Annotated in this window: 31 protein-coding genes; 8 read left to right on the top strand and 23 right to left on the bottom strand. The window is 40.8% G+C overall.

What is annotated here, in order from left to right:
* Positions 1-588 (bottom strand): TetR/AcrR family transcriptional regulator, encoded by a 588-nt coding sequence (locus HWQ40_RS09815; RefSeq protein ID WP_292777115.1) that lies wholly within the window; start codon positions 586-588, stop codon positions 1-3.
* Positions 589-1,347: 759 nt separating this feature from the next.
* On the opposite strand from HWQ40_RS09815, the gene HWQ40_RS09810 reads away from it, so the two are divergent.
* On the top strand, positions 1,348-2,145 hold the full coding sequence (locus HWQ40_RS09810; RefSeq protein WP_292777113.1) for a sulfite exporter TauE/SafE family protein: 798 nt from the start codon (positions 1,348-1,350) through the stop codon (positions 2,143-2,145).
* 25 nt (positions 2,146-2,170) lie between these two features.
* Here the strand turns inward: HWQ40_RS09810 and HWQ40_RS09805 are convergent, their stop codons facing one another.
* Both HWQ40_RS09805 and HWQ40_RS09800 read right to left on the bottom strand, forming a co-directional pair.
* Positions 2,171-3,319, bottom strand: coding sequence for a Clp protease N-terminal domain-containing protein (locus tag HWQ40_RS09805; protein WP_292777111.1), 1,149 nt, complete (start codon positions 3,317-3,319; stop codon positions 2,171-2,173).
* A 225-nt stretch (positions 3,320-3,544) separates the two neighbouring features.
* Positions 3,545-4,207: a cadmium resistance transporter gene (locus HWQ40_RS09800; RefSeq protein WP_292777108.1), complete on the bottom strand. Its 663-nt coding sequence runs from the start codon at positions 4,205-4,207 to the stop codon at positions 3,545-3,547.
* A 219-nt stretch (positions 4,208-4,426) separates the two neighbouring features.
* Here HWQ40_RS09800 and HWQ40_RS09795 point away from each other — a divergent pair, with 219 nt between their 5' ends.
* Positions 4,427-5,137 (top strand): cadmium resistance transporter, encoded by a 711-nt coding sequence (locus tag HWQ40_RS09795; RefSeq protein ID WP_292777106.1) that lies wholly within the window; start codon positions 4,427-4,429, stop codon positions 5,135-5,137.
* A 274-nt stretch (positions 5,138-5,411) separates the two neighbouring features.
* On the opposite strand, the gene cysK is transcribed toward HWQ40_RS09795, so the two are convergent.
* Both cysK and HWQ40_RS09785 read right to left on the bottom strand, forming a co-directional pair.
* Positions 5,412-6,374, bottom strand: a complete 963-nt coding sequence (gene cysK, locus HWQ40_RS09790; protein WP_292777104.1) for a cysteine synthase A — start codon at positions 6,372-6,374, stop codon at positions 5,412-5,414.
* Positions 6,375-6,392: 18 nt separating this feature from the next.
* Positions 6,393-6,875 carry an Rrf2 family transcriptional regulator gene (locus tag HWQ40_RS09785; protein ID WP_292777196.1) on the bottom strand — a complete coding sequence of 161 codons (483 nt, stop codon included), beginning with the start codon at positions 6,873-6,875 and terminating at the stop codon, positions 6,393-6,395.
* Between the two features lie 163 nt (positions 6,876-7,038).
* Between HWQ40_RS09785 and cysE the strand changes: the two genes are divergently transcribed.
* Positions 7,039-7,818, top strand: a complete 780-nt coding sequence (cysE, locus tag HWQ40_RS09780) for a serine O-acetyltransferase (RefSeq protein WP_292777192.1) — start codon at positions 7,039-7,041, stop codon at positions 7,816-7,818.
* Positions 7,819-8,047: 229 nt separating this feature from the next.
* Entirely contained in the window at positions 8,048-8,638 is a 591-nt protein-coding gene (locus HWQ40_RS09775) for a Crp/Fnr family transcriptional regulator (protein ID WP_292777102.1), read from the top strand.
* A gap of 6 nt (positions 8,639-8,644) precedes the next feature.
* On the opposite strand, the gene HWQ40_RS09770 is transcribed toward HWQ40_RS09775, so the two are convergent.
* Both HWQ40_RS09770 and HWQ40_RS09765 read right to left on the bottom strand, forming a co-directional pair.
* A complete protein-coding gene (locus HWQ40_RS09770) occupies positions 8,645-8,977 on the bottom strand; it encodes an NIL domain-containing protein (RefSeq protein WP_292777100.1) in 333 nt (110 codons plus the stop codon).
* 22 nt (positions 8,978-8,999) lie between these two features.
* A complete protein-coding gene (locus tag HWQ40_RS09765; RefSeq protein ID WP_292777098.1) occupies positions 9,000-9,665 on the bottom strand; it encodes an NIL domain-containing protein in 666 nt (221 codons plus the stop codon).
* A gap of 20 nt (positions 9,666-9,685) precedes the next feature.
* Between HWQ40_RS09765 and HWQ40_RS09760 the strand changes: the two genes are divergently transcribed.
* Both HWQ40_RS09760 and HWQ40_RS09755 read left to right on the top strand, forming a co-directional pair.
* Positions 9,686-9,895 carry a hypothetical protein gene (locus tag HWQ40_RS09760; RefSeq protein ID WP_292777096.1) on the top strand — a complete coding sequence of 70 codons (210 nt, stop codon included), beginning with the start codon at positions 9,686-9,688 and terminating at the stop codon, positions 9,893-9,895.
* Positions 9,896-10,606: 711 nt separating this feature from the next.
* Positions 10,607-12,118, top strand: coding sequence for a hypothetical protein (locus HWQ40_RS09755; RefSeq protein ID WP_292777094.1), 1,512 nt, complete (start codon positions 10,607-10,609; stop codon positions 12,116-12,118).
* A 130-nt stretch (positions 12,119-12,248) separates the two neighbouring features.
* Here HWQ40_RS09755 and HWQ40_RS09750 read toward each other — a convergent pair whose 3' ends face one another.
* The 7 genes from HWQ40_RS09750 to purE form a co-directional block, all read right to left on the bottom strand.
* A complete protein-coding gene (locus HWQ40_RS09750) occupies positions 12,249-12,515 on the bottom strand; it encodes an NIL domain-containing protein (RefSeq protein WP_289797696.1) in 267 nt (88 codons plus the stop codon).
* Positions 12,516-12,665: 150 nt separating this feature from the next.
* Positions 12,666-13,541 (bottom strand): sulfate ABC transporter permease subunit CysW, encoded by an 876-nt coding sequence (cysW, locus tag HWQ40_RS09745; RefSeq protein WP_292777092.1) that lies wholly within the window; start codon positions 13,539-13,541, stop codon positions 12,666-12,668.
* Positions 13,528-14,388, bottom strand: coding sequence for a sulfate ABC transporter permease subunit CysT (gene cysT / locus HWQ40_RS09740; protein ID WP_292777089.1), 861 nt, complete (start codon positions 14,386-14,388; stop codon positions 13,528-13,530). The genes cysW and cysT overlap by 14 nt, the downstream gene beginning before the upstream one ends.
* Before the next feature lie 238 nt (positions 14,389-14,626).
* The gene (locus HWQ40_RS09735; RefSeq protein ID WP_292777086.1) at positions 14,627-15,823 is read right to left on the bottom strand and encodes a sulfate ABC transporter substrate-binding protein; all 1,197 of its coding nucleotides are present in this window, start codon (positions 15,821-15,823) and stop codon (positions 14,627-14,629) included.
* Between the two features lie 391 nt (positions 15,824-16,214).
* Positions 16,215-16,994, bottom strand: coding sequence for a class II glutamine amidotransferase (locus HWQ40_RS09730; protein WP_292777084.1), 780 nt, complete (start codon positions 16,992-16,994; stop codon positions 16,215-16,217).
* Between the two features lie 161 nt (positions 16,995-17,155).
* The gene (locus HWQ40_RS09725) at positions 17,156-17,455 is read right to left on the bottom strand and encodes a putative quinol monooxygenase (RefSeq protein WP_292777081.1); all 300 of its coding nucleotides are present in this window, start codon (positions 17,453-17,455) and stop codon (positions 17,156-17,158) included.
* Positions 17,456-17,570: 115 nt separating this feature from the next.
* Positions 17,571-18,089: a 5-(carboxyamino)imidazole ribonucleotide mutase gene (gene purE, locus HWQ40_RS09720; protein ID WP_292777079.1), complete on the bottom strand. Its 519-nt coding sequence runs from the start codon at positions 18,087-18,089 to the stop codon at positions 17,571-17,573.
* A 159-nt stretch (positions 18,090-18,248) separates the two neighbouring features.
* On the opposite strand from purE, the gene nagA reads away from it, so the two are divergent.
* Entirely contained in the window at positions 18,249-19,466 is a 1,218-nt protein-coding gene (nagA, locus tag HWQ40_RS09715) for an N-acetylglucosamine-6-phosphate deacetylase (protein ID WP_292777077.1), read from the top strand.
* Positions 19,467-19,607: 141 nt separating this feature from the next.
* Here nagA and HWQ40_RS09710 read toward each other — a convergent pair whose 3' ends face one another.
* Positions 19,608-19,880 (bottom strand): hypothetical protein, encoded by a 273-nt coding sequence (locus HWQ40_RS09710; protein ID WP_292777075.1) that lies wholly within the window; start codon positions 19,878-19,880, stop codon positions 19,608-19,610.
* Between the two features lie 497 nt (positions 19,881-20,377).
* On the opposite strand from HWQ40_RS09710, the gene HWQ40_RS09705 reads away from it, so the two are divergent.
* Complete coding sequence (locus tag HWQ40_RS09705; protein ID WP_292777073.1) at positions 20,378-20,839, top strand: hypothetical protein; 462 nt, start codon at positions 20,378-20,380, stop codon at positions 20,837-20,839.
* Between the two features lie 169 nt (positions 20,840-21,008).
* Here the strand turns inward: HWQ40_RS09705 and HWQ40_RS09700 are convergent, their stop codons facing one another.
* The 8 genes from HWQ40_RS09700 to HWQ40_RS09665 all read right to left on the bottom strand — a co-directional run bounded on the left by HWQ40_RS09700 (position 21,009) and on the right by HWQ40_RS09665 (position 25,531).
* Positions 21,009-21,818, bottom strand: a complete 810-nt coding sequence (locus HWQ40_RS09700) for a prohibitin family protein (protein WP_292777071.1) — start codon at positions 21,816-21,818, stop codon at positions 21,009-21,011.
* A 93-nt stretch (positions 21,819-21,911) separates the two neighbouring features.
* A complete protein-coding gene (locus HWQ40_RS09695) occupies positions 21,912-22,775 on the bottom strand; it encodes a hypothetical protein (protein WP_292777069.1) in 864 nt (287 codons plus the stop codon).
* Positions 22,776-22,786: 11 nt separating this feature from the next.
* Entirely contained in the window at positions 22,787-22,948 is a 162-nt protein-coding gene (locus HWQ40_RS09690) for a hypothetical protein (protein ID WP_292777067.1), read from the bottom strand.
* Positions 22,949-23,066: 118 nt separating this feature from the next.
* Positions 23,067-23,660 carry a filamentous hemagglutinin N-terminal domain-containing protein gene (locus HWQ40_RS09685; protein WP_292777064.1) on the bottom strand — a complete coding sequence of 198 codons (594 nt, stop codon included), beginning with the start codon at positions 23,658-23,660 and terminating at the stop codon, positions 23,067-23,069.
* A gap of 157 nt (positions 23,661-23,817) precedes the next feature.
* Complete coding sequence (locus HWQ40_RS09680) at positions 23,818-23,988, bottom strand: hypothetical protein (protein ID WP_292777062.1); 171 nt, start codon at positions 23,986-23,988, stop codon at positions 23,818-23,820.
* Between the two features lie 152 nt (positions 23,989-24,140).
* The gene (locus HWQ40_RS09675; protein ID WP_292777060.1) at positions 24,141-24,323 is read right to left on the bottom strand and encodes a hypothetical protein; all 183 of its coding nucleotides are present in this window, start codon (positions 24,321-24,323) and stop codon (positions 24,141-24,143) included.
* Positions 24,324-24,563: 240 nt separating this feature from the next.
* Positions 24,564-24,896, bottom strand: coding sequence for a hypothetical protein (locus HWQ40_RS09670; protein WP_292777058.1), 333 nt, complete (start codon positions 24,894-24,896; stop codon positions 24,564-24,566).
* Positions 24,897-24,904: 8 nt separating this feature from the next.
* Entirely contained in the window at positions 24,905-25,531 is a 627-nt protein-coding gene (locus tag HWQ40_RS09665) for a filamentous hemagglutinin N-terminal domain-containing protein (RefSeq protein WP_292777056.1), read from the bottom strand.
* Positions 25,532-25,869: the final 338 nt, after the last annotated feature.

Below are 25,869 nucleotides of genomic sequence, written 5' to 3'. Positions count from 1 at the left end.
TTAAAGAGAAGTTTCCAAGTATTGATTCAGGTGATTAATTACCCTATGCATATGAATTGAATCTCCATAAAGCTTGCTCATCATTATGCCTCCTTCCAGCATTGCGATGATGATGGTAGCGATTTCATCAGTACTCACTTCCGGGCGAATTTCACCCTTTTCAATTCCTTTTTCAATAATTCGACAAATTAGATGCAGCCAAGAGTTCATCGCTTGTTGAGCACGTTCTCGCAACGCCGGATGAGCATCATCACTTTCCACAGCAGTATTTAGCAGTGGACACCCTCCCTTGATCGGTGGATTTTCTGCGAAGCTACTAAATACCCCAATGATTGCTTGCAGACGTTCTACTGCGTGGTGTTTGCTTCGTAATGCAAATCTAGTATGCTGCTTAATGCGAGCGATCGCAAAATCAAAAGCCTGTAGTGCAAGATCATCTTTGCTTTGGAAGTGATTGTAAATTCCTCCTTTCTGCAATCCAGTTACACGCATAATGTCTGACATCGATGAACCTGCATACCCCTGTTGATTAAACAGTTCGGCTGCTTGCTGAAGAATTCTGGTTTTTGTTTCTTCGCCTTTAGACATTACAGCGATTTTGATATTAAGGAGTAGGGAGTTTATTGAATTGAAAATTGCTGTAAATAAAATATTACCGACCGAATGGTTTGATTTAAAATAGCATGATAGTTGCTTGCAAGTCAAGTTTTTTTCAACGCTTGACCTTGAGTATTGTAATCACTTTCAGGATGTTGCCTAATTGCAACGTAAATGCGATATATCGCATCTCCACAAAGTTTGGAATTATCCCTATGGTTATTAACTTGTAGGTAAATTTTTTAGCAACTAGTCCGTAATGGGTTTGACTGACTGCGGTGTATTATCCAGATAATTGAACAATATACAACGCGAATACGCTAGACGTTTAATCGTGCTTACGAGTAAAATACGGTAAGTGCATCGCCTTATGTGCTTTTGTATGTAAAACTGTAGAAAAACCTAGTTAGAAGTTGAGTTTAGCAGAGCGACTGACCAATAAGCAGTTATCAAAGTCTGTTTGAGCTAAATGCCAGTTGTCATGCTTACAAAAGCTTCCACACAGGTTTTAAGTTGTCCAGGAATCCTTGAGAAAGACAATAACTTGCCATAACTAGCTCTCTGTCTACCACTGGGCTATAGTTTGGCTGAGTTGCTGCTCTCTAAGTGCTCGTAGTTAAGTCAGTGAACAGTTATCAAGGCTTCGTTTGGGGATTTAATCAACCCTTACCGACGCTGCTCACTTATAGAAGTGGGAAACTCAACAGGACTTTGATAACTGATAACTAATTGTTGAAACCCCCGAAGAGTATGCACTATTTATTACTACCGTTCTTAAGCTTTTTTGTTGGTATCATCGTTGGTTTAACAGGAATTGGCGGAGCCTCTTTGATCACGCCAATGTTAATTTTTGTTTTTCAGGTTCCGCCTTCTATCGCTGTGAGTTCTGATGTTGTCGCCGCCACATTGATGAAAATTGTTGGTAGTGTCAAGCATTGGGAACAGAAAACTCTTGACACAGAAGTTGTTAAATGGCTGGCATTTGGGAGTGTTCCAGGCTCACTGTTCGGAGTGGGGATTTTGCACTTCATTAAACGTACAGGTGAGTATAACCTGGATAATATCTTGCTGCGTTTGCTTGGCGGGATGATTTTGCTGGTAACAGTATTAGCACTAGTGCAATTGTTGTTATTGACTTTTTTCCCCAAATTTAATTTACCTGAACTGCCGAAGTTAGACTTAGAAACTAATTTTGATCGCTTCCTAACAATCACTTTAGGAGCAATTTTAGGCTGTTTGGTTGGTCTAACTAGCGTCTCTTCTGGTTCAATGTTTGCCCTAGTGCTGATTGGGTTTTTCCGGCTTGATGCCCGAAAGTTAGTCGGTACAGATATTTCACACGCAGCAATTTTACTGTTGTTTACAGCTCTCGGTCATCTGAGTTTGGGAACAGTTGATTGGAGTCTGGTAGTACCTATATGGCTAGGCTCTGTTCCAGGGGTGTTAGTAGGTGCTAAAATCTGCCAGGTAGCTCCGCAACGCCCACTACGGTTTATCATTTATACCATTTTGATGATGGTAAGTTGGAAATTAGTTCATCAGGTTTGACAGGACTCGATAATATTAAACTGTCTCAATCAAACATGGGAGGCCAAAGTTCGGATACTAAGAGTTCCCACTCAGGGAACAAGTCTGAGACAGTGAGCTTTTCACTATTCCCTAACACCGTCACTTTACTGCTAGGACGATAAACACTCACGGTCTGAGCATCTGGGTCAATCAATAGCGCTATTCTCACTCCCAAGTCTAAGAATCTTTGGATCGTTTGTTGCACAGATGCCAGTCGGTCAAAGGCAGATTTAATTTCTACTACTAAATCAGGCACCAATTCAGGATAAGTTCGCGGCACCCGCTTCAAGCGTTCCCGTGAAAAGAACGAGATCCGCGGCGCAACTATCTCTCCATTGGGTAACTGAAATCCACCTTTAGAGCCAATAATATGCCCTAGCTGACGAGGCTCTACCCAGGAAAATAAAAATGCACAAAATCGAGCGCTAATTTCACCAGAGGTAAAATCAGGTGGGGAATCGCTCAATTCATCTTCATGGCTAAAGTTTCTACTAGGAATAATAGTTGCTGATGGGATGTTCAGAGATGTGATTTCTCTTAGCACTTCTTGCCAAAGATTCTGAAGATTTACGTCTAGCTTTTCTAGCACTCTGACTGCTACTCCATCTGTTACCCCTAGCACACCTAGTAGAAGATGCTCTGTACCAATGAATGTGTGACCTAATCTTAGAGATTCTTCTATCGCAAAGTCCAAAACTTGCTTTCCTTTAGGAGTAAAGGGATATTCCACACCTTGAATTCCAGTACCGCGACCAATAATTTTTTCTACTTCAGTTTGAACAGTTTCAAGGTTGATATCAAAAGACTTGAGAACCTTAGCAGCAAGACCATTACCTTCTGCAATTAATCCAATCAAAATCTGTTCAGTACCTACAAATTGATGTCCTAAGCGCTCACCTTCGCCTTGTGCCAGCACGATCGCCCGGTATGCTTTCGCAGTAAATCTTTCAAACATAGACCTCTCCTCTGTTAAGAAGATAAATGGCAGTGGACAGCGGAATATTTGAGCAATTTTGAACGCTAAGGACAAACTAGGGTCGTATTTACCAACTTCAATAGCATTGATGGTTTGACGACTCACGCCCAAAATTTTTGCTAATTCCGCCTGTGACCAATTGCGTTGAGTTCTCAGAAAACGTAAACGATTTTGCATTGCTTGGCTGAAAAAACCAGTGTGTCTGCATAGTTTTTGCCTTGCCTGAATTTTATCGTAAACCTAACTTGTCTTTATGTCAAGTTTGCTTTACATTAAAAATCAAACCTCCATTCACCCCGTTCTTGCTACTGGTGGGGTTGAATCCCAATTCTGTTCTATCCCCCTTGCTCCCCTGCCTTTTCTTCAATCCCACCAAATCCAGCATTCAAAATCCAACGTTAATTAACTTCTCACCCAAGGTAGTAGAGTGAATGTACCTCGTTCATACATAATGAACAGACCCAAGCCAATTAACACAAAAGGTACAACAGCGTTACCGTAGCGACTTAAAATATCAGCAATGGTAGGTTGACGGCTTAAAAAATAAGCGATCGCACACCAAACACCTACCATGATAAAAAATATACTTAAAATTACTCCCAAGCTGGCCAGATCGTGACCTGCGAACAAAGGGATATATATACTAATATTGTCACCACCATTAGCGATCGTTACTGCTGCCACTTTATAGGTTTGGGGATGCAAAACACTCAAAATAAAAGACAATACTGGGTTCGTAGGTGTAGACTGCCTAAAATCACTACTGACTGTCTGAACTGTTATAGTTTCTTCTTTTCTAGATATTAATTGCTGAATACCAATTGCTATTGGTAGTAGTCCGAGCAATCCTATCCATTCTCGCTGTACAACCAATCCACCAAAAAATCCTGGTAAGCTAGCGATGATAATGGCTGTAAAACCCAGATATTGACCAAGTAAGATATGCCGCCGCCGAAAATTAGCATCTATTTGTGAAAAAAATATTAACAAGATAATGATGTCATCTATGTTAGTGGCGACGAAGGCAATTATCCCTTCACTGAAGGCTGTTCCTAGCTGACTCATGCTGGATTTTTAGAATCTACGATTTACCACCATACCAAATTCACTAATTCGTAATGACGCTCGTTTCTCGCTACCGCTACGCTAACGTAATTCGTAATTATTGGCGAAATACTCGCGCGTCATTATCAATCACGAATCATTTTAACCTTCTGGCACAACTTAGATTTAAAATGACACAGTAATGATTACTGACTCCTGAATTCTTCTTTATCTTAAAATATGAACGAGTTAGTTACTGCAATTACTACAGGGGCAATTGCGTTCATTGCCACTAACATTGATGATATTGTCATTTTATTATTATTTTTTTCTCAAATAAATACTAACTTTCGCCCCCGGCATATAGTTGCTGGTCAGTTTCTAGGTTTTATAATTCTGTTAATCCTTAGTCTTCCAGGTTTATTTGGGGGATTAGTTTTATCAAAAAACTGGATTGGATTACTTGGTTTACTACCAATGTCCATAGGTATCAGTAGCTTAGTGAATCGAGAAGAAGATTTATCAAAAGAAATTATAGCTGCCACAGAAGAAGCTGAAATATCAACAATTCCTAGCTTTTTTTCTCCCCAAACTTATAGTGTAGCTGCTGTTACCATTGCCAATGGTAGCGATAATATTAGTATCTATGTGCCTTTATTTGCTAGCTGCAACTTAGAGACTTTTTTGGTAATTATCGGATTATTTTTTTTATTGTTAGGAGTTTGGTGCTACGCTGCATATAAATTAATTAACAACAGAGTCATAGCTGAAGTATTTACTCACTACATTAATAATCTTGTGCCTTTTGTTCTTATCGGATTAGGCGTTTTTATTGTATTAAAAAGTGAAGCTTTAAGTCCAATAAAGCTAGCTGCTAGTAGTATCTGTTTGATGATTTTGGTGAAAAATAATGAAAGTGCCGATGAAATTGGCGAAAATTCTAGTAGATAACCCAGCCAATTTTAGATTTTGATTAAAATGCGTTTACCTTGAGTGACAAATTCTTCGATTACTGGCTTATCAACGCATGGTTGTTGAGTGTTCGTGTTCAACATCTATTCCGCAACGGTTACATACTGTCGTTGAGTCCTAGATTTTAAGCGATCGCTAAACTTTGTGAAAAAGAAAATTTTAGTCCACCCTTAGTGGACAGTAGCTCTGAGCCGCAGAATTGAAGAAAGAGACAAGGGGAGTTTCGCAGATGGGGATTCAGACCCCACCTGAATTAAACTTTACTCAACCACTCATTCTCCTCTGGGTCTTTGAACAGTGAGGTGCTGAGGTAGCGTTCGCCGAAGCTAGGCTGGATCATGACGATGAGGCGACCTGCATTTTCTGGCCGTTGTGCCACTTGAATAGCCGCGTATAAAGCAGCGCCAGTAGAAATCCCCGATAGCAATCCTTCTTCTTTTGCTAGGCGACGGCTGTAAGCGATCGCTTGCTCATCGGCTACCTGAATTACTTCATCCACCACTTCTTTTCGGTAAATTGCTGGGATAAATCCCGCGCCAATACCCTGGATTTTATGAGGCCCTGATTTACCACCTGTTAATACCGGACTGTTGCTTGGTTCAACTGCGATCGCTTTAAAACTCGGCTTTCGTTTTTTAATAACTTCTGCAACTCCCGTAATCGTCCCACCAGTACCCACTCCCGCCACGAGAATATCTACCTCTCCATCGGTATCATTCCAAATTTCTTCGGCTGTGGTTTCGGCGTGAACTTTTGGGTTAGCAGGGTTGCGGAACTGCTGCAACATATAAGCATTGGGCGTTTTAGCTACAAGCTGCTCTGCATGAGCGATCGCTCCTCGCATTCCTTCTACTCCTGGCGTTAACTCTAGTTGAGCGCCATAAGCTTTGAGCATGGATCGTCTTTCGTGGCTCATTGTGTCAGGCATCGTTAGAATGAGATGGTAGCCCTTGGCAGCTGCCACCATCGCTAGCGCAATTCCTGTATTTCCAGAAGTTGGCTCTACTAAAACAGTTTTTCCGGGGTGAATCAAGCCTGCTTCTTCTGCCGCTTCCACCATACTCGCGCCAATCCGGTCTTTGACAGAAGATGCTGGATTCATGCTTTCTAGCTTCACCACAATCCGAGCAACCGCTCCTGAAGCTTGGGGAATCTTGTTTAATTGAACTAAAGGAGTTCGGCCGATTAACTCTGTGATATCTTTCGCTATCCGCATGGGGGTACTCCGTCGTGTCTAAATATAATACATTGGACTCTGCTGGGCGCGAGTTTCTCTTTCGTCGCACAAGTCTTGGAGTGTATAACGACCCAAAACTTCAATTGAGGCAGCGTTAGCTTGCTCCCAAACTTCATAAACCAGAGTCTTTTCTAGAGTCGGAGAGTCAGAGGTATCTTTCTCTTTCCGCTCGCCTTCGACCAAAGTGACAATTTCAAGTATTGTAATCTGCCAAGGTTCACGAACTAAAACGAAACCTCCTTTAGAGCCGCGTTGACTCTGCACCACACCAGCACGCCGGAGGTTAGTCAAAATTTGTTCCAGATAGCGCTCAGGTATGGGTTGCTTGGCAACGATCTCGCTCATTGTTAGAGGAAGTTTTTTTCCGTGGTGGCTTGCCAGTTCTAAGAGTGCCAGCAGCGCGTATTCCACTTTGGAAGACAGATCCAAGAGAGCGTAGTTTTGGCTATTCAAGACTGTACTCAATATACTACGGTGAATTGAGGGACTTATCGCAGTTTATGCGAAATTAATTTTTTTCAACTGTGGAATGTGATAGCATCCCACTTATTACCCACAAAAACACTATACTCTATCGACTTACCGTAGATTGTAAACTTACAGAATTCCCATAAATGACTCGAATCTTTTAGTGGGAATTATCCTGAGTTTCTGTTTTCAGAGCCTCACCTACCAACAAAAATCTCAACAGAGTATGCTACTAACTGATTTGCGAACCATTTTTGAGCGTGACCCAGCAGCCCGTAACTGGCTAGAAGTATTGTTCTGTTACCCTGGACTCCAAGCCCTAATATTTCATCGATTGGCACACTGGCTGTATAAAATTGGCATTCCCTTTATACCAAGATTCATCTCTCATCTTAGTAGGTTTTTTACCGGAATTGAAATCCATCCTGGCGCATTAATTGGCCAGGGAGTGTTTATTGACCACGGCATGGGAGTTGTGATTGGTGAGACTGCGATCGTGGGGGATTATGCTCTGATTTATCAAGGTGTCACCCTTGGCGGGACTGGGAAAGAAAGCGGCAAACGCCATCCAACTTTAGGCTCTCATGTAGTTGTGGGAGCAGGTGCGAAGGTATTGGGAAATATTCAAATTGGCGATCGCGTCCGTATAGGAGCCGGTTCTGTGGTGCTACGAGATGTCCCCAGTAACACTACAGTAGTTGGGATTCCAGGGCGCGTGACTCGTCAAAACAACTTAAATAGCAATGTTCTGGATCATGATAAAGTACGCGACGTAGAAGCTGAAGTGATCCGCGCTTTATTTGAACGCGTCAAGTCTTTAGAGAAACAGTTTGAGCAGTTGGAAGATCAATCAAGTTTGTCCCCAACTGAGCTTGGCGACGAATTAACCAACAACCCTAAGAGCAAAAATTCTGATGGGATGATTGAAGATTTTCTTGATGGTGCGGGAATTTAGTTTAGGGCATTGGGCATTGGGCACAAGAGGCAGAGGTGCGGAGGGGCAGAGGGGAAAAACTTACTGCAACTTCTCCTCTGCTCCCCTGCTCCCCTGCTCCCCTTCTCCCCTGCTCCCCTGCTCCCCTGCTCCCCTGCCCCTCTCCCCTCTTTAAAATACCCATAGGTTCTTATAACCTGATATAAATGTAATACTACGGTTAACTTATCGGAGAATAGTTTTATATAATATGGTGTCTTTGTACACAAGCTTCTCTAGTTCAAACAGTAACAATACTAAGCAACTTTTTGCCCGTAGGTCATTTCTGCCAGAGCATCATAACGACCTTTGGAAGATTGAAACGGGTTTTGTCAGAACTTTTAGCTATCTGGAAGATGGTACAACTGTCGCTCTAGGATTGTGGGGGCCTGGAGATGTCGTTGGTAAGAGGTTGTCAAAATTAGAACCTTATCAGATGGAATGCCTAACTAAAGTGGAGGCAACAGTTTTACCTCTAGAGGAGTGGACTGAACTAACAGAAACTCTACTTGCCCATATCCAACAGGCTCAAGAATTGATGATTATTCGTAGCCATAAAAAAGTGGATACTATGCTCATCAAGCTATTGGCATGGTTATCCAAAAAGTTTGGTTCGGAAGTTGAGAAGGGACGTTTAATAGATATGCGTCTGACTCATGAAGACCTGGCGGAAATGCTCGGTTCAACTCGTGTGACTATCACTCGTGTTCTTGGACAGTTTGAGCAAGAGGGCTTGATCGATCGTCTCTCCCTACATCGAATTGTGTTGCGAGAAGAAGAAATTTGGTACTATGAAATTTAAATTATTTCAGTAAAACCAGCTATCGCCTTCAGCATTAGGCTTGCCCACAATTCTAAGATTCAAGGATTCTAGGTAAGCTAAACCGCTAGAAATTTGTGGCACTGTTCCCCGCAGTTCAATGTCAAAGCATCCATCTGCATTTGGTCGTAACATAGCTTTAGTAATATTAACTACTAAGCCATAAGTAGAAATTAACTGCGAAATCACGGGTGCTTGCAGATAGCATTTGGGAATATGTATCCGCAGACGAATCTGAGTGACTTGGCTTTTTTTATAAACTGAAGAAACCAGTGATAATCTGTTTTGGGAATTGGTTTTTTGGTTATTTAGTGCTGCCATTGGATAGTGATGATTTTATTAATTAGCGTAGGCGTAGCCCGTCGTAGACATCGCTATAAACGCTAGACAAATCCAACCAAATCGGTAGTCCCAGTTTTTCTAAATAACTCAGGCTAGAGTAGAGTTGCTTTGTTCTCCCCCACAAATCCAAGTCAAACCAGCCGTCATCTTGCGTATCGGGTTGAAGTAGCGCACTGGTGATATTGACTGTTAGTCCATAACGAGAAACTAACTCGGAAATCACTGGTTCTTGGTAATAAGATTTTAAGATGCACAGTTGCAAGCGTAATCGATTGGTTTGACCCTGAGAAATCCATTGCTGGAATTGTTCTTGCCATTTATTTGTCAGCCATGCAGAGTCTTTGGGACTCAGTTTGATAGCTGAATTTGGGAAAGGTAAAGTGTGCTGGTTGGGTTGAATTTGGTTAGCGATCGCTAGTTGCAACAAATTCACTCCCAATCCTTGCAAGTAAGATAGACTATTTGTCAGTTTTTGGGGATTTCCTGAAAGTTCCAAATCAAACCAGCCATCGCTGTCATTGTCGGATGTCAAGGATGCAGCTTTAATATTGACGGTTAAACCATACCGAGAAACCAGTCGAGAAATTACAGGTTGCCTATTATACCGTTGAGGCACGAGAATTCGACTGTGGACTGAAGCGGGTTCTACAGATTTACTCTGAGACATCAGATTAATTTCCAATAGCCATGCCTACGGTGGTCACTGATGCTGCCGTACCACTTCGTGGAAGGAAGCTACGCGCAGCGTCTCGTACAGAAGTGCGGGCTGCGCCTACGCAATTTTTTGGTTCGGCAGAGAATTTTGCTGATGTCGTGTCCTCACAACTCAACTGTGCCTGCTTGAATGTCAGCCTCATAGAAATTTTCATATTTCTGGCTTTTATTAAACTACTGTAAGTCTATCGATTTAATGCATTAAATGTTATGTAAAGGAGAGTCTCACAAAGACCGCAAAAAAACAATTGGCAAATTTACGTAAAATATACTTATTTTATTTAGACAGTCATGAGGTTAATACGGTTGACATTTTTGCAAGAATATAAAGTCAGGTATCTTTTCAAGAAATAGTCCGGTTTGAGCGATCCACGCGCAACTTGAGACTTAGGCTGTGGACGACGTTAGATGTTCCACTTGGAAGGAAAGTTTTTATTAGACCTCTTGGAAAAGTCCCCTAACACCCCACCCCCAACCCCTCCCCGCAGGCGGGGAGGGGAGAATTTGACGTAAGTCAAAGGCGGGGTGGGGTTCTTTTTTTGATTTATGCAAGAAGTCTACTCATACTTATTTCCTCCAGTGTAAGAAGTAGAACGGTGTTAATAATTAAAGGTTTAGATTAAGCGCCTCTAGCCCTACTTTGAGGGCTAGAGCGTTCAAAGTAGAGAAAACATTCTGTTTTTTACATTAGTTAATATACTTTAATTTATTCCTGCCTACTTACTGAAATATTTTTGGTACTTCAGCTAATTTTTAATAAAATGAAAAGTCAGTGTTGACGCGATCGCAGAAACTTTAAACTTTAAGTTCATATCCTAAAATTGCCTTGCTCTTTACCCTGTTAGGATATTAATCAGTGTAGGATAGTTGCTTAAATTTTAATTATTAAGGTTGATGATTAATATTACTAAATTAAATAAAATTGACTTTCTAGTTTTGATTGCAATTGTGATTATTGGTCTTATACATTTGCCTTTTCCATTTGATGGAGATCAAGCATTTTTTAGGCTAGGTGCTTTGGAGATGCAACAAGGAAAGTTACTATATCGTGATTTTTGGGATGTGAAGCAACCAGGGATTTTTTACTTTTACTTTTTAGCGGGAACTTTATTTGGTTTTAACGAGATTGGCATCCATCTCTTTGAACTTATTTATATGGTGTTTCTGTCTATAGTATTGTTGCTGAGTCTAAAAAGCTATTTTCGGCATCCGATAATCGCCAGTCTAGTACCTTTGTTAACGGTTGGCGTTTACTATACTGTTTCACAGCCTTGGCATCTTACTCAAGTGGAAGCACTGGTTAGTTTTCCTTTATTCATTTGTCTTTGGCTGACTTCTCAATCTTTTAAATATGAAGGAAGACAAAGATTTTTTCCACTTTTACTGTCAGGTTTTGTTGGTGGAATTGTCCTCATTTTTAAATTAATACTTCTGCTAATATTAATTTCATTTTGGCTAACTATTTTGATATATTCTGTGATAATAAAACGGGAGCAAATTCAAAAAAGTTTTGTAGAAATAGTTATTCCACTTTTTATGGGGATTACATTTCCTATTTTATTTATTGTTAGCTATTTTGCCTGGTTTAATAGTTTACCAATTTTGTATCAAACATTCTTTTTATATCCACCTCGGATTGTTGCTAATTCCCAATTTGACCCAAGTGGGCTTTTTGCAGGAATAAAATGGTTCTTAAATAATTTTTACCCTCTACTTTTAGCCGCTACTGTTGCAGTAGATGTATCATTGCGTAAGTCTAAGAATATATTGACTTTGCTACTTGTGATTTGGTGTATTTTTGCTTGGGGTGTGATTGTTCTACAACGTGGGGCATTTTGGGAATACCATTATTTACTATTATTTGTACCTTTAGGTATTTTAGCAACTAAAGGATTAGATGTTTTATGGGAGTCTTTAAAAAAATTGAGTTCCCCATTTACTACAATCTTGCTAATATTTTTGTTTTTATTACCTTTATCGAACACTCTTATAAAAAAGAGTGTTGTTCTGGTTAATAATAACTTTGCTTTAACTGAAGATACACGATTCAAATATCAGACTGTTTTTAGAGAAAAATATCCATCTCTTCGTTCAGAGGCTGAATTTATCTCCCAACCAGGAAGTCTTCCTGGTAAGATTTATGTAGCTGGCGATCCATCTATTTATTACTTCTCCAATCGGACTCAGGCAACATCACTACGTGGTTGGGCACTTGAATATTTTCTGCCTGAGCAATGGACAAAACTTCTAGAAGAGTTAGATTCATCTAAGCCTCCTTATATCTTTATTGATTATATTCAGCAGCCTACTATCAACAAAAATTTTCCAAGAATGCTAGAATTTCTTGAGGGAAGATACCGTATTTTACGTCAAAATAATAACGGTATTTGGTATACCCTTTTGTAGACAAACCACTACAGCAATTCTGAATCATTCATGAGAAACAAGATCCCCGACAACTTTTACGAAGTTGGGGATCTGCGGGTTGCAATTCTCTTAAAGCCAGATAAATAAACTGTTTGTGTTGCTATAATCCTTACCAATCGCTTGCTTTAGTATCATCCCAGACTTCCAATTCCAAGTCGCGGAGATAAGTTAACCCGCTTTGAATTTGTGCATCTGTTCCTTGTAGTTCAAGGTCAAACCAACCATCTCCGACAGCATTGGCTCCCAAAATCGCTGCCGTGATATTCACAATCAGTCCATAGTCAGACACCAGGCGAGAAATAACAGGTTCCTGGTGATAATCTTTAGGAATTCTGAGTCGAATCCGTTTATTGGTAAGTGTATTGTCAGTAGCCATATCTGAGTTATTTCAATCCCTAATCGGGATTGGTACAGAACTACTCTTAACCCTAACGGTAATTTCCTGATAGGTACTAGGTAGATCGTACCATGTCCCATGATTTGCTTGTATCCTATTTCAAAAGATAACTATAATCGCTTGATTTTTCTATTCAACATTTTTAATGCGGGTTTTCCGTTCTAGAATCTCCTTCAGCACCAAGGTTACTACTGCTAGCAACGCTAACAGTACAGCCGCAGAGAAGGCAGCTTCAGTTTCGTATTGTTTGTAAGCGTCTTCTACAAACAGTGGTAGGCTCTGGGTTTGGTCAGCAATGTTACCAGATACTACTGAAACTGCTCCGAATTCACCCATTGCTCTGGCATTGGTCAAAATTAAACCGTAGAGTAAGCCCCAACGAATACTGGGTAGGGTGACGCGCAAAAATATCTGCCAATCTTTTGCACCTAGTGTTCTAGCAGCTTCTTCTTGATCCTTACCAAACTCTTCTAAAACCGGAATCACTTCCCGCGCCACAAAGGGCATACTCACGAAGGCTGTAGCCAATACCATACCTGGAAAGGCAAAGATAATCTTGATATCATGGGCTTGGAGCCAAGGGCCAAACCACCCATTCCGGCCGTAAAGTAGCACAATCATTAATCCTGCAACTACGGGCGAAATCGAAAAGGGCAGGTCAATAATGCTCAAAACTACGGCGCGTCCAGGAAATTTATGACGAGCGATCGCCCAAGCTGCACATAAACCAAATACCGTATTTAAAGGTAGAGAAATCACAGCTAACAACAGTGTCAGCCAAGCTGCATGGATAAAAGCTGGTCGCGTCAGATTGGACAGAAACGGCGCAACTCCCTTGCTGAAGGCTTGGATAAAAACGTTAATTGCCGGGATATATTGAACTAGGGCCAAATAGGCGATCGCTATACCAATTAAAACTATTGGCACCCAACTTTTCTGCTCTTTCGGCTTGGCTGTATCTGATGCAGATGCAGATGAGTGAAAACTTGGCTTATCTACTGTCATATCGCCTTGCCCATGCTTGTAAGAAATTAATTGCTAATAACAGTACCAACGAAATTGATAGTAAAACTATGCCAATTACTGTTGCACCAGAATAGTCGTACTGCTCTAGCCGTTGGAAAATCAGTACAGGTGCGATCAAATCTTGGAAGGGCGTATTAGAAGAGATAATCACAGTCGAACCATACTCTCCAACTGCACGAGAGAAACCCAAGGCAACACCAGTCAAAATCGTGGGAAATAAAGGTGGCAAAATCACTTTCCAGAAGGTCTGCCATTGAGAAGCACCCAGACACCAGGCGGCTTCTTCAATTTCATGTTCCATTTCCTGAAGCACGGGTTGCACAGTTCTCACAATAAAAGGTAGTGAGATAAATATCATTGCTACCGCTACTCCCGTGCGGGTAAAAGACACCTTAATTCCCAGTGGTGCTAGTAGCGAACCTAGCCACCCGTTATCGCTGTAAACTGTTGCCAGGGTTAACCCTGCTACCGAAGTTGGTAGTGCAAAGGGTAAATCCACTGTGGCATCAATCAAGCGCTTTAAGGGAAAGTTGTAGCGAACCAGAACCCAAGCAATCAGAGTTCCAAATACGCCATTGAGTAAGGCAGCAAATATTGCCGTCACAAAAGTTACGTTGTATGTTGCTAGTGCGATATCACTGGTTGCGATCGCCCAAAACCTTGATGGAGGTTCTGTAGCTGCTTTCAGGAACATGGCAACTATAGGGATAAACAACATCACCGTCAGGTATGCAATGGTGATTCGCCAAGTCCAAGGAACTCGCCCCAATCTCTTCCAGAATGGCGTTTTGCGTTCAACTTCCACAGAAGGAGATACAGTTGTCATAGTGAAAAATTCAAAATTTAAAATTCACAAGGAGCTTTTTGCCAGTATTCGTAATTGCTAATTCGTAATTCAAGCACAGACCAACTACTTTTAATTCTAAAGAGAAGAAAGTTGTGGGGTCATACAGCAGAATTCAGAATTCAGGAGTAAAACACGCTTTATACATGAGTAACAGACAAATCGTTGTCTACCTCACTTTCCTTGAAATCTGCTGTAATTACGAATTACGAATTACGAATTATTTTTTGGCTTGAATCTTGTCAAACACGCCCCCATCTGCGAAGAACTTCTTATCAATTGCTTCCCAACCGCCCAAGTCTGCAACTGTACCCAGAGTTTTCAGCTTGGGAAATTTGTCTGTGACTTCCTTGGTTTGAGCTAAAGTCTCATCCACAGGACGGAATCCCAATTTGACAAACTCTTGCTGTGCTTCTGGGCTATAGAGGTATTTCACAAAACCTTCAGCAACTTCGCGGGTTCCGTGCTTATCGACGTTTTTATCTACCACAGCGATCGGATTGTCGATGGATATATTCACATCGGGAACGACATACTCAACCTTCTCGCCCTTTTGCTGTGCCAAAATAACTTCGTTTTCGTAGTTGATTAAGACATCTCCCTGCCCTTGCTTGGCAAATGTATCAGTAGCTTCCCGTGCATCTTTAGGCAAGATTGGCACATTTTTGTAAACTTTAGTCACAAATTCAGTAGCTTTAGCCTCATCGCCACCTGTTTTAATTACAGAATCCCATAGTGCTAAGAAATTCCACTTAGCACCGCCGGAAGTTTTGGGGTTAGCAGTAATCAATTTCACACCGTCTTTGGCTAAATCTTGCCAGTTCTTGATGCCTTTAGGATTGCCGGAACGAGTGACTAATGCTGCAACAGATTTGGAGACAATACCATTGTTGGGAACTTCTTTCTCCCATCCTGGCTGAATTAATCCAGCCTTCTCAATCTTTGTGGTATCTCCAGCCAGCGCCAAGTGGACAACATCTGCTTCCAAACCATCGATAACAGCACGAGTTTGGGAACCAGAACCACCATAGCTTTGCTTGAAAACGACGGTTTGATTATGATCTTTTTTCCACTGTTCTACAAACTTAGGAATAATTGCTTCGTGAGCGGCTTTGGTGACAGCAAAGGAAACTAGAGTTAGTTCAACATTATCTTTACTTGCAGCCACAGGAGTAGCATTAGCAGCAGGGGTTTCAGAGGAAGAAGTACTCCCAGTTCCTCCACCAGAGCAGGCGGCAAGGGCTACACTCAATACAGTACCTACCAAAAAGAGTGATACAAAGCCTTTGAGCGAACTTAGTTTGAACCGATACGTTCTATGTTCAGCGTAGATGCGTTCGCGTAGCATCTCGGAGAGAAGCAGCTTGTCGTAAGACATCGCTTGTAATCTTTTCAGTGGGCGTTGCCACAAACTCATTCTATTTCCTCCACTAAATCTACAGATAATTGATGGGAATACGGTTATATACTGTTTATAATACTGGATGATTCCATGTATCTAGTTGCAAACACTAAAAAACCTCACATTCTTTATCAAGAACATGGTGATTTTACCAGTTCTGTGAAAAATTAAAAATGCTTTTACTTTCAACTATCAAATTGCGTAGGCGCAGCCCGCCGTAGGCATCGCAATTAGCTATCTGATGCATCAAGCAACTTGCTAGGGAATAGCTAATTTTTAAGGACAGTCTGTTCTAGCGATCGGCTTCGCTCAACGTAGGGCAACAAAATCAAATAAGTCCTGAGCATCAAAAACAAAACCCATCTAGAAATTATCTAAATGGGAAAAATCGAACAACTATTTATTATTAACTGAATGTATATTTCAGGGGTAGCCCGTCCTGAAAAACTAGTAATTCCCCTGGTTGGATTTGTGTCCAAACTTCGTTGTCAGTCAAGGGTGTGGTAGCAATGACAGCAACGCGATCGCGTTCAGTAGTCACTTCCCGAAAATCTACGGTCATGTCTTGGTCAATTAAATGGGCAGCAGCAAAGGGCGCTTGGCGAATAATGTAGCTGAGTTTAGTTGAGCAATAAGCAAAAAAGTGTTCTCCATCTGATAATAAGTAATTAAATATACCTACTTTCGCAATTACAGCAGTAATTTCTTGCAGCACAGCGTACAGTTCTTTGATATCGGGCTTACCTTTAGGAAAGCGCGATCGCAATGTTTCTAGCATCATACAGAATGCTTTTTCACTATCGGTATCACCTACGGCTTGATAAAAACCCAAATTTTCTGGATCAAAATTTGGCAAATTACCGTTGTGGGCAAACACCCAATACTGACCCCACAATTCTCTGCGGAAAGGATGGCAGTTGTGCAGGGCAATTTCACCCTGAGTAGCTTTGCGGATATGGGCTATAACATGGGTTGAGTGGATGGGATAACTCCGTACAAACTCCGCTACCGGAGAAGCAACAGAAGGTTGGGCATCTAAAAACATTCGACATCCCTTTCCTTCAAAGAAAGCAATGCCCCAACCATCGCTATGGTCATCCGTTTTTCCTCCCCGTGCAGAAAACCCTTCAAAAGAAAAGCAAATATCCGTTGGAACATTGCAATTCATTCCGAGCAGTTGGCACATGGATGTTGCAGCTCTCAATTTTTGACTAAGGCCTCAGGATCAAGATACTTCAGAATGCTGCATGATTCTGGAGCGATCGCTTCAATCTTAGAATTTAAGACTGAGAATATTCCAAATGATCCCCAAAAATAAAGAGTCTGCTTCTAGTTAGCAAGATGACACTATGCCAAAAGATGGTAGCGGCGGATATCTGGTGCAGCAGTCACTAAACCTTCGAGTTTAGCTGCTGCCGCTCGGAAATGAGGTGAGTCTAAATGAGTATTCAGGGCTTCATCAGAAGTCCATTCTTCTACAAAAGTAAAGTCTGTTGGATCGTCTTGGTTTTGTAAAAGTTTATACTCGATTGCACCTGCTTCCTGACGGGCTGGCTCAATGAGTTCTAACAGTAGAGCTTTTAGTTCTTCTACTTTGTTAGGCAAAGCAATAAGACGGGCAACAATATAAATAGTTTGGTTTGTCATTTGTCATTTGTCATTTGTCATTGGTCATTGGTCATTGGTCATTTGTCATTAAGTCAAGAGTTAGGAATTCTTTCGCTGCTCCTTTACTCTCCTGCTGCTCTGGTATTAATATTTATTAAAACATCTGCTGTAAATATTGCTCATAGCCTAGTTGTTCTAGTTTTGCTTGCTTTGCAATTACAGATTCACATAAGGTTTGGCGATATTGTTGCACTTTTTCTAGCAATTCTGGTTGATGAGTTGCGAGGATTTGTACTGCTAAAAGTCCGGCATTTTTGGCATTACCGATCGCTACTGTTGCCACAGGAATACCACCAGGCATCTGTAAAATAGAATACAAAGAATCTACACCTTGTAAGTTCCGAGTGGGTACAGGAACACCGATCACAGGAAGGGGAGTTAAAGACGCTACCATTCCAGGTAGATGGGCAGCACCACCGGCACCTGCAATAATTACCTTAATACCGCGTTGGTGTGCAAGTTGAGCATATTGTACCATACGTTCTGGGGTACGGTGAGCAGAAACGATCGCCACTTCACTCTCAATACCAAATTCTTCACAAACTGCGATCGCATCTTTCATAGTGGGCAAATCGGAATCGCTGCCCATGATAATACCAACTAGGGGAGTCATAATAATTCAAAATTCAAAATTTAAAATTCAAAATTATTTGAGCTAGCTTATAGAAGCTAGGTGATGCAGATCATCATCTCATCTATTGACGTTGTTTAAATTGATTCATTGATGTTGGTTGCATCTAAAATCAGATTTAGCTATCTTCTCGTGAGTGTGATGACCCAAGCAAGACAAAATCCTGTAGATATTATCAATGCTAGAGTACCTGGTTACAAAGATTTGCAGATGCTCTTGGTTAATCAAAAGGGCATAATTGAGCAAATCTTGCCAATGGGTACAGTAGAAAAGGACATCTGTACATCCGTGATAGATGTTGCAGGTGACTGGATTTCATTGGGTGGCGTTGATTTGCAAATTAACGGTGCGTTGGGTTTGGCATTTCCTGATTTAACGGCTGAAAATGCTCATGTACTCCAGAAAATAACGCAATTTTTGTGGGATGTCGGGGTAGATGGATTTTTACCGACACTTGTGACAACTTCAGTAGAAAAGATCCAGCGATCGCTTGCAGTCATTGCTAATTTTACTCTCCTCTCTCTCAACAAAGAGGGGTTGGGGGTAAGGTCATCTGCTAAGATTCTCGGAGTACATCTAGAAGGCCCATTTTTGAATTACCAAAAGCGCGGCGCACACCCAGCAGAGTACTTGTTACCCTTAACAATTGACGATGTAAAGCGGGTTTTGGGTGATTATGCCCATGTTGTAAAAGTCATCACCCTAGCGCCGGAGTTAGATCCCACAGGCGAAATAATTCCATATTTGCGTTCTTTAGGGATTACCGTTAGCTTAGGACATTCTCAGGCAACATCAGCCCAAGCGCAACTTGCTTTTGAACTCGGTACAACGATGGTAACTCATGCTTTCAATGCCATGCCACCATTGCATCACCGCGAACCAGGATTATTAGGGGCAGCAATTACTCATCCTGATGTGATGTGTGGTTTTATTGCTGATGGTGAACACGTTTCGCCCACGATGCTGCAAATATTACTTCGCGCTAGCTATCAAGAAAAAGGGCTGTTCCTCGTCAGCGATGCCCTTTCACCTCTGGGGCTACCCGATGGCGTCTATCCTTGGGACAGTCGGCAAATTGAAGTTCAAAACGGTACAGCACGACTAGCCGATGGTACTTTATCGGGGACGACTTTACCCTTATTAGTGGGAGTGCAGAATTTGGTAAAATGGGGGATTTGTGATGTGGAGACTGCTATTTTACTAGCTACAGATGCACCTAGACAAGCCATTGGTTTGCCTGGAATTGCCAAGAGTCAACCCGCTAATTTATTGCGCTGGCATTGGGATGAAACGACAAAAGAACTAGCTTGGCAGCGATTATTGGGCAAATTTCGCATCCAGGTAAAAGAATCAAGGTGATAGGGGAAGAAGCGTTAATATACTCAGTAAAAATGTACATTTACATTACCGAAGATGATGCCTTCGGTTGGTTCAACCACTGCGATCTATTTACCTGAAAATTGCTGTAAGATGCAGACAGAAAAGTTTATTTATGATCTATTACGAACCTTGCAAAAGGTCATTAATTGAACTTATACTCTGTTTTATTTGTTCTGTCAGAGAAGTTCTTAATAAATCCAGGTTTACTGTTGAAAAATTGAGTAGTCCTAAAGCATATAATAGGGTTGAAATACCAATGAGTAAAGCCAAAATTCTCCCAAAACAACCAGGATTTATTTCAATAAAAGCTAATTTAGATTGCCCGATGACAGCAATCGTTATAAAAACAATTCCTACTATTAAAAAGGTGCTGTTTGGAGTTAAATCTGTCATTTTTCGATTAAGATACCTCAGCACTTTTATTGTAGCTATTATTATTTCAAATTTCTGCCCCTGCTATATGCAAAAACATAAAAATTTTGCAACTCAACATTCACCCCAACCTAATAAGGCTCTGGCTATTGCAGTATCGGTGTTAGAACTCATCGTGTGCTATGATTTAGGAAGATATATATTTATTTTGAAACTTATTTAGCAATAAATAGTGTTGATTTTCTCAATTGTGTATAAATTGTTCTATATCACTCAGATATTCAAGGAAAAATCTAGATTCTGCAAGAAGCGAACTAACTGATGTGTCTCTAGCAGAAATTCAGATATCGTGAAGTTGCAGTTGATTTAACCTCAATTTTGCTTTTTACAATTTTGCTGAGACTATCCATTAGTAAAACTTTCAGCATTAAAAAGCCAAAATGTCATCACTCGTGTACTAGACGTTAATTTAGTTTATATATTAAACTACACTAAGACGATAGGAATAGTGGTTTTTTATGGAAAGCGTCCAAAACGTTAGTCAAAAGTTGAATGTAACAAGAGACACAGCACTAGACCAATTACAACAGTCTACTCCAGTGGAGTTCAAAAAAGACATTTTCAAAAAACTCAGAGGTGGATTTTTTCTAGTACTAGGATATTTATTATCACCATTATGTTGGTGGAATGACTTACTATTCAATTTGCCAATAGCTTATGGTTTTGGGTATGCATGTAGTTTACTTTCCCCAAAATTGCTTCTACCTTGTTCAATTATCGGATACTGGCTCTCTAATATTGTGGGAATTCTCTTGATGCAATTCGGTTCTAAGGACATTTTTCAAAAAGAGCCTCAAGAGCATAACTTCAAAAAAGAATTGTTCACAGGTTTAATTTCTTCGACAGTTTATACCCTGTTGATTATGCTGTTGATCCAGTTGAAGATTCTTGATTCTCCTATTTTATTCTCCAACAGTTAATTCAGTTTATCACCTTTCTACAAGGAATCGAGAGTATGGGTACATAGATATGCACCCATACTATGTATATATAGCAATAGGTGGAGGAGTTACGAACAAAAAAACTGACTTATTCAAGAAATCGGGGTTCTAAGTCTCTGGATGGAGAGCAAATCAGCTAGCAAGAAGATCAATTTTCGTCAAATTTTAAAAATTCACTTAAATTCAACAATTTGGGAGGCTCCTTACTTACAATTAATGGCAACTTACCATTCCATTTTTCTATTGCTTGCCTTTGCAGAATTTCTGGAGTTAAACCATCACGTAATAATCTGTGTGCCTCAGCCTCTCCTTTGGCTAAATTAACTTTTGTCTCAGCCTCTTTTGTTGCTTTCAGTGCGATAAACTCTGCTCGTTTTGCTTCTTGTTCAGCAATCTGCTTTGCCTCCACCGCCTCACCAAATCGTTCTGAAAAATGCACATGGACTAGAGAAATATCATCAACAGCAACGTGATAGCTACCCAGTCGTGTGGACAATGTATCATCTACTCCACTTTTGACTTCTCCTCGTTTAGTAATAATTTCTTCAGCAGTATACTTTGCCATTACTGCTTTGAGTACTTCTTCAACTGCTGGGTTAATAATCCGAATAACTACATTTTGTTCATCTCCGATTTCTTGAAAAATGGCATTTGCTTCCTGTGGAATAATATGCCAATTGAGAGCTACGTCGGCAAAAACATTTTGTAAATCTTTGGAAGAAGCCTCAGCAGAAATTTCCTGTTTTTGGACTCGGATACTCAACTTTTTCACATTATTGACTACAGGAATAATTAGGTGAAGTCCTTCTCCTAAAATCTGGTTTTGTACTTCGCCAAATTTCATTAATACACCACGTTCTCCTGCATTTACAATCACACAAGGTGTGAGAAAGAGAGTTATCAGGAACAAAAGAGCGGTCAGTTTACCGGCACTGTTGAAATTTGTAAATTTTATCATCTGTGTGAACGATGTATGCATCTTGTATAGAGATACATATTTAGGAGTTATAGGCTTCTTTCCGTCATGATTTTAGCTCGACTTGATCCAAAATTAAGAACATTCTCGACTCAATAGTAACTGCCCATTATTCAGCCGATATACACCAGTAGGTTCGATAATCGGATCGCCTTTCTTCCAAAGACGGGATATAGTTTCGATACCTCTCACCTCACCAGTTGTGTAGTTAAAAACCAAAACACCAGGACGATTAGTAGTCAAAGCACCAGAACCTGTAATGGTAAAAGAGTTTTCTTGTCGCTTTGTGCCGCGTGAAATGCAACTATTAGCGATGAGTGCATTAGTATCGATGACCGGGGATAATTCGGTGAAGCTGTTTTGAATGGAACTGGTATCGGGTGCGTTAATGTTGATCGCACCTGATACGCCTAGTTCAGAACTTACTGTAATATCACTTTTTTCAGTTGGTTTTGTCCGCGACTCGATACCGAAGATACCTTGCGAGTTAATTTCTACGTTTCCACCGCTTCCTTGAAAGGCGTTGGGGCTAATGTCGCTGTTTTCTTTAGGAATGGCAATGATGAATTTTGAGTTGATATTGATGTTACCACCATTACCTGCACCTTCTACCAAACCCGCAGTTGCAGAAATAGAGCTATTACGACGTAACAACAGTAGACCATCAATTATCAAGTTAATATTGCCTCCATTAGTTGTTCCAGTTTCAGCCGAGATTTGAGATTGATTTCTCAGTTGCAGAGTATCGGCTTTAACTAAAATATCTCCTCCTTCTCCCTTGCCAGAACTGCCAACGGAAACAACTGATTGATTTTTGAGGTCAAGCGATCGCCCCGTTAAAAAAATACCGCCTCCTCTCCCTTCTGCATTATCGCCTACCGAACTAAGAATTTCGCTACTGTCGAGGGAAATGCGATCGCCTGCATTCAAGGTGCTCAATCTAGGCTGACCTATACCATTGACCGAGATGCGATCGCGGGCGTTGATGGTAATATTTCCAGCATCACCTCTACCTTTGGTTGAAGCGTTGATAAATGCACTATCAGAAATAGAAACTGAACCAGCATTAATTCTATGTTGCCACCTTTGCCCTCACCGCCTAATTCCACCATATTGAAAATTGCACTGGCTACTTCTCCACTTGCTCCTTCTAGTGCAAAGCGATCGCTAGCGTTAATAATTAAGTTACCTGCATTTCCTTGCCCAAAGGTACTAGTATCTAATCGTGCGCTACCAGTGAGAGCAAGGTTGCTTGTCGTAATATTTCTGATTAAACAACAACGCAGAAGGATTCACTGTTAACAATGGCGCTGCTTGGGGATTTGTCGCACTAAAAACCCCTTGATTGTCAAACTGTACCCCGTTCGCAGTTGTCCCTATAAACGAACCTTGCACATCTAAACTGGCATCTTTACCAAACACAATCCCATTGGGATTTATCAAAAATAAATTCCGGCTAGAACTGCTAAGTGTGCCCAGTCTCCCCAATATTTCTGAAGAGTTATTACCTGTCACCCATGCCAGAATATTTTGAATATCAGCATTAGGAGTAAAAAAATAAGCCCCTCTACCAGTGCTGATATTAAATTCTCGAAAGCTGTGAAATAGATTGATTTGACGAGTTGCACCACCAGTAATTATTTCAATTGGTAGTCCCTGAAAATTGTCTATAACTTGAGAGGACTCAGCCCCAAGTGTGTTATCAGGCACGATATTACTTTGCTGTGCCTGGCTTTCGCTAATGAGGAGACTTACACTTAAGCAGCCCAGCAACCCTGCCAATCCGAACTGCAAATACCTGTTTAATCCGTATTTGATCGTCATTGGGTGCGTTTTCATATAGATTCTTTGAGTATCTAATAAAACTGCACCTTTGGACAATAAACAAGTGAATATTCGTTAATTATGCAGTTTTCTGCAATTCGTTCATTCTCCATGTATACACTGCACGCAAACAAGCAAAAAAGGTGGATGTGTAACATTAATTAGAACATTCTCGACTCAATAGCAACTGCCCATTATTCAGCTGATATACACCAGTAGGTTCAATAATCGGATCGCCTTTCTTCCAAAGACGGGATATAGTTTCGATACCTCTCACCTCACCAGTTGTGTAGTTAAAAACCAAAACACCAGGACGATTAGTAGTCAAAGCACCAGAACCTGTAATGGTAAAAGAGTTTTCTTGTCGCTTTGTGCCGCGTGAAATGCAACTATTAGCGATGAGTGCATTAGTATCGATGACCGGGGATAATTCGGTGAAGCTGTTTTGAATGGAACTGGTATCGGGTGCGTTAATGTTGATTACACCTGAAACGCCTTGTTCGGAACTGGCTGTAATATCTTTTCGGTCGGCTTTGTCCGCGACTCGATACCAAAGATACCTTGCGAGTTAATTTCGACTTTTCCACCTGTTCCTGTTAACCTCCAGTAAAGCGTCATTCTTGGCGGATAGAGTTCCTGTACTAATGCGAATGTTGCCACCATTGCTATCTACTGCGAAACTATTTATCTGTGCATTGGTATTTAAAGAAATTAAGTCACAATCATTAAAAATAATATCTCCTGCGTTCCCCTTTCCAGCAGTAAAACTATTTACCGCAGCATTATCAGTCATAAATAACGAACCTGTATTGAAGCTAATATTGCCTCCAATACCATCACCAGTATCTTGAATACCGTTATTAACCAGTAGATTTTGACCTAAAGAAATGCGATCGTCTGCATTTATATATCTCCAGCTTGAGTCTCAGCTTTTGTTGGTAATCCTGCTAGGATACCTCCTCGAATCAGGCTGTCTCCCCTAACATCTAAATTACGAGCATAAATCGCAATATCACCACCACCGAAATCACCATCAGCGATCGCAAATATTTGTGCATTGTTTTGTAACACCACATCAGATCGTAGTATAGTGTCTGAAAAACCTAACTGTAATCCATTTCGATTAGAAATTAATTCTACGCTTCCACAACCCGATACACTTCCTATTTCAATGCTACCTTCTGTAACACCCATCTGTGTGCCATCAAGTATTACATTGCCTCCAACTAACAACAAGCTTTTACCTAAGGAAGCAAAAAGCCCCCCCCATTTCCTAGTCTAGATTGACTAGCGATCGCCGCATTCAGATTAATCTGATTAAACAACAACGCCGAAGGATTCACCGTCAACAATGGCGCTACTTGAGGATTTGTCGCACTAAAAACACCTTGATTACCAAACTGTATCCCGTTTGCAGTTGTCCCCACAAACGAACCCTGTACATCTAAACTGGCATCTTTTCCAAGCACAATCCCATTAGGATTTATAAAAAATACATTAGGATTAGAATTATCAAATGTGCCGAGTCTCCCCAAAATTTCTGAAGGGTTATTACCTGTTACCCGTGCCATAATATTTTGGATATCTGCGCTAGGACTCAAGAAATACGCCTCCCGTCCCTCGCTAATATTAAATTCTCCAATGCTGTGAAACAGATTGATTTGGCGAATCGCACCACCTGTAATTACTTCAATCGGTTGTCCTTGAAAGTTGCCTATAACTTGAGAGGACTCAGCACCAAGTGTGTTGTCAGGTACGATATTACTTTGCTGTGCTTGGGTTTTAGCATTGAAGATACTGACAATTAGCCAGCCCAGCAACCCTGCCAATCCGAACTGCAAACACCTGTTGAATAGGTCTTTTCTCGTCATTGGGTGCTATTAATATAGATTCTTTGAGTATCTAATAAAATTGCACCTTTGGACGATAAACAAGCAAATATTCGTTAATTATGCAGTTTTCTGCAACGAGGCGATGTCTGACGAAGACAAAAATGCTACTGTCACAAATAGCTAGAGGAAAAGGTATGGAGATTGCAACTACTACAATAATCAATCTGAATATAGTTATTAAATTGCTATAGTTTTTTGTCACACAACCATAACAAAAGCCCCAAGCTGTGATGTGAGCTAGGGGCTTTTATTTTGAATTATAAAACCTGGCATCGAGCTATTTTTGCGTAGGGCAACCCCTAAACTATCGTGGCCGC

Origin of the sequence: Nostoc sp. NMS9, from assembly GCF_017114995.1 — a bacterium.
Classification (GTDB): Bacteria; Cyanobacteriota; Cyanobacteriia; order Cyanobacteriales; family Nostocaceae; genus Nostoc.
Note: the sequence above shows the minus strand (reverse complement) of the source record. Positions and strands in the feature narration are given on the sequence as shown.

What these genes read in the sequence shown, in the direction of transcription:
- HWQ40_RS09815 (WP_292777115.1), bottom strand. Translation starts at nt 588, where the DNA reads ATGTCTAAAGGCGAAGAAACAAAAACCAGAATTCTTCAGCAAGCAGCC.
- HWQ40_RS09810 (WP_292777113.1), top strand. Translation starts at nt 1,348, where the DNA reads ATGCACTATTTATTACTACCGTTCTTAAGCTTTTTTGTTGGTATCATC.
- HWQ40_RS09805 (WP_292777111.1), bottom strand. Translation starts at nt 3,319, where the DNA reads ATGCAAAATCGTTTACGTTTTCTGAGAACTCAACGCAATTGGTCACAG.
- HWQ40_RS09800 (WP_292777108.1), bottom strand. Translation starts at nt 4,207, where the DNA reads ATGAGTCAGCTAGGAACAGCCTTCAGTGAAGGGATAATTGCCTTCGTC.
- HWQ40_RS09795 (WP_292777106.1), top strand. Translation starts at nt 4,427, where the DNA reads ATGAACGAGTTAGTTACTGCAATTACTACAGGGGCAATTGCGTTCATT.
- cysK (WP_292777104.1), bottom strand. Translation starts at nt 6,374, where the DNA reads ATGCGGATAGCGAAAGATATCACAGAGTTAATCGGCCGAACTCCTTTA.
- HWQ40_RS09775 (WP_292777102.1), top strand. Translation starts at nt 8,048, where the DNA reads ATGGTGTCTTTGTACACAAGCTTCTCTAGTTCAAACAGTAACAATACT.
- HWQ40_RS09770 (WP_292777100.1), bottom strand. Translation starts at nt 8,977, where the DNA reads ATGGCAGCACTAAATAACCAAAAAACCAATTCCCAAAACAGATTATCA.
- HWQ40_RS09765 (WP_292777098.1), bottom strand. Translation starts at nt 9,665, where the DNA reads ATGTCTCAGAGTAAATCTGTAGAACCCGCTTCAGTCCACAGTCGAATT.
- HWQ40_RS09760 (WP_292777096.1), top strand. Translation starts at nt 9,686, where the DNA reads ATGCCTACGGTGGTCACTGATGCTGCCGTACCACTTCGTGGAAGGAAG.
- HWQ40_RS09755 (WP_292777094.1), top strand. Translation starts at nt 10,607, where the DNA reads ATGATTAATATTACTAAATTAAATAAAATTGACTTTCTAGTTTTGATT.
- HWQ40_RS09750 (WP_289797696.1), bottom strand. Translation starts at nt 12,515, where the DNA reads ATGGCTACTGACAATACACTTACCAATAAACGGATTCGACTCAGAATT.
- cysW (WP_292777092.1), bottom strand. Translation starts at nt 13,541, where the DNA reads ATGACAGTAGATAAGCCAAGTTTTCACTCATCTGCATCTGCATCAGAT.
- cysT (WP_292777089.1), bottom strand. Translation starts at nt 14,388, where the DNA reads ATGACAACTGTATCTCCTTCTGTGGAAGTTGAACGCAAAACGCCATTC.
- HWQ40_RS09735 (WP_292777086.1), bottom strand. Translation starts at nt 15,823, where the DNA reads ATGAGTTTGTGGCAACGCCCACTGAAAAGATTACAAGCGATGTCTTAC.
- HWQ40_RS09730 (WP_292777084.1), bottom strand. Translation starts at nt 16,994, where the DNA reads ATGTGCCAACTGCTCGGAATGAATTGCAATGTTCCAACGGATATTTGC.
- HWQ40_RS09725 (WP_292777081.1), bottom strand. Translation starts at nt 17,455, where the DNA reads ATGACAAACCAAACTATTTATATTGTTGCCCGTCTTATTGCTTTGCCT.
- purE (WP_292777079.1), bottom strand. Translation starts at nt 18,089, where the DNA reads ATGACTCCCCTAGTTGGTATTATCATGGGCAGCGATTCCGATTTGCCC.
- nagA (WP_292777077.1), top strand. Translation starts at nt 18,249, where the DNA reads ATGACCCAAGCAAGACAAAATCCTGTAGATATTATCAATGCTAGAGTA.
- HWQ40_RS09710 (WP_292777075.1), bottom strand. Translation starts at nt 19,880, where the DNA reads ATGACAGATTTAACTCCAAACAGCACCTTTTTAATAGTAGGAATTGTT.
- HWQ40_RS09705 (WP_292777073.1), top strand. Translation starts at nt 20,378, where the DNA reads ATGGAAAGCGTCCAAAACGTTAGTCAAAAGTTGAATGTAACAAGAGAC.
- HWQ40_RS09700 (WP_292777071.1), bottom strand. Translation starts at nt 21,818, where the DNA reads ATGATAAAATTTACAAATTTCAACAGTGCCGGTAAACTGACCGCTCTT.
- HWQ40_RS09690 (WP_292777067.1), bottom strand. Translation starts at nt 22,948, where the DNA reads ATGGTGGAATTAGGCGGTGAGGGCAAAGGTGGCAACATAGAATTAATG.
- HWQ40_RS09685 (WP_292777064.1), bottom strand. Translation starts at nt 23,660, where the DNA reads ATGACGATCAAATACGGATTAAACAGGTATTTGCAGTTCGGATTGGCA.
- HWQ40_RS09675 (WP_292777060.1), bottom strand. Translation starts at nt 24,323, where the DNA reads ATGGTGGCAACATTCGCATTAGTACAGGAACTCTATCCGCCAAGAATG.
- HWQ40_RS09665 (WP_292777056.1), bottom strand. Translation starts at nt 25,531, where the DNA reads ATGACGAGAAAAGACCTATTCAACAGGTGTTTGCAGTTCGGATTGGCA.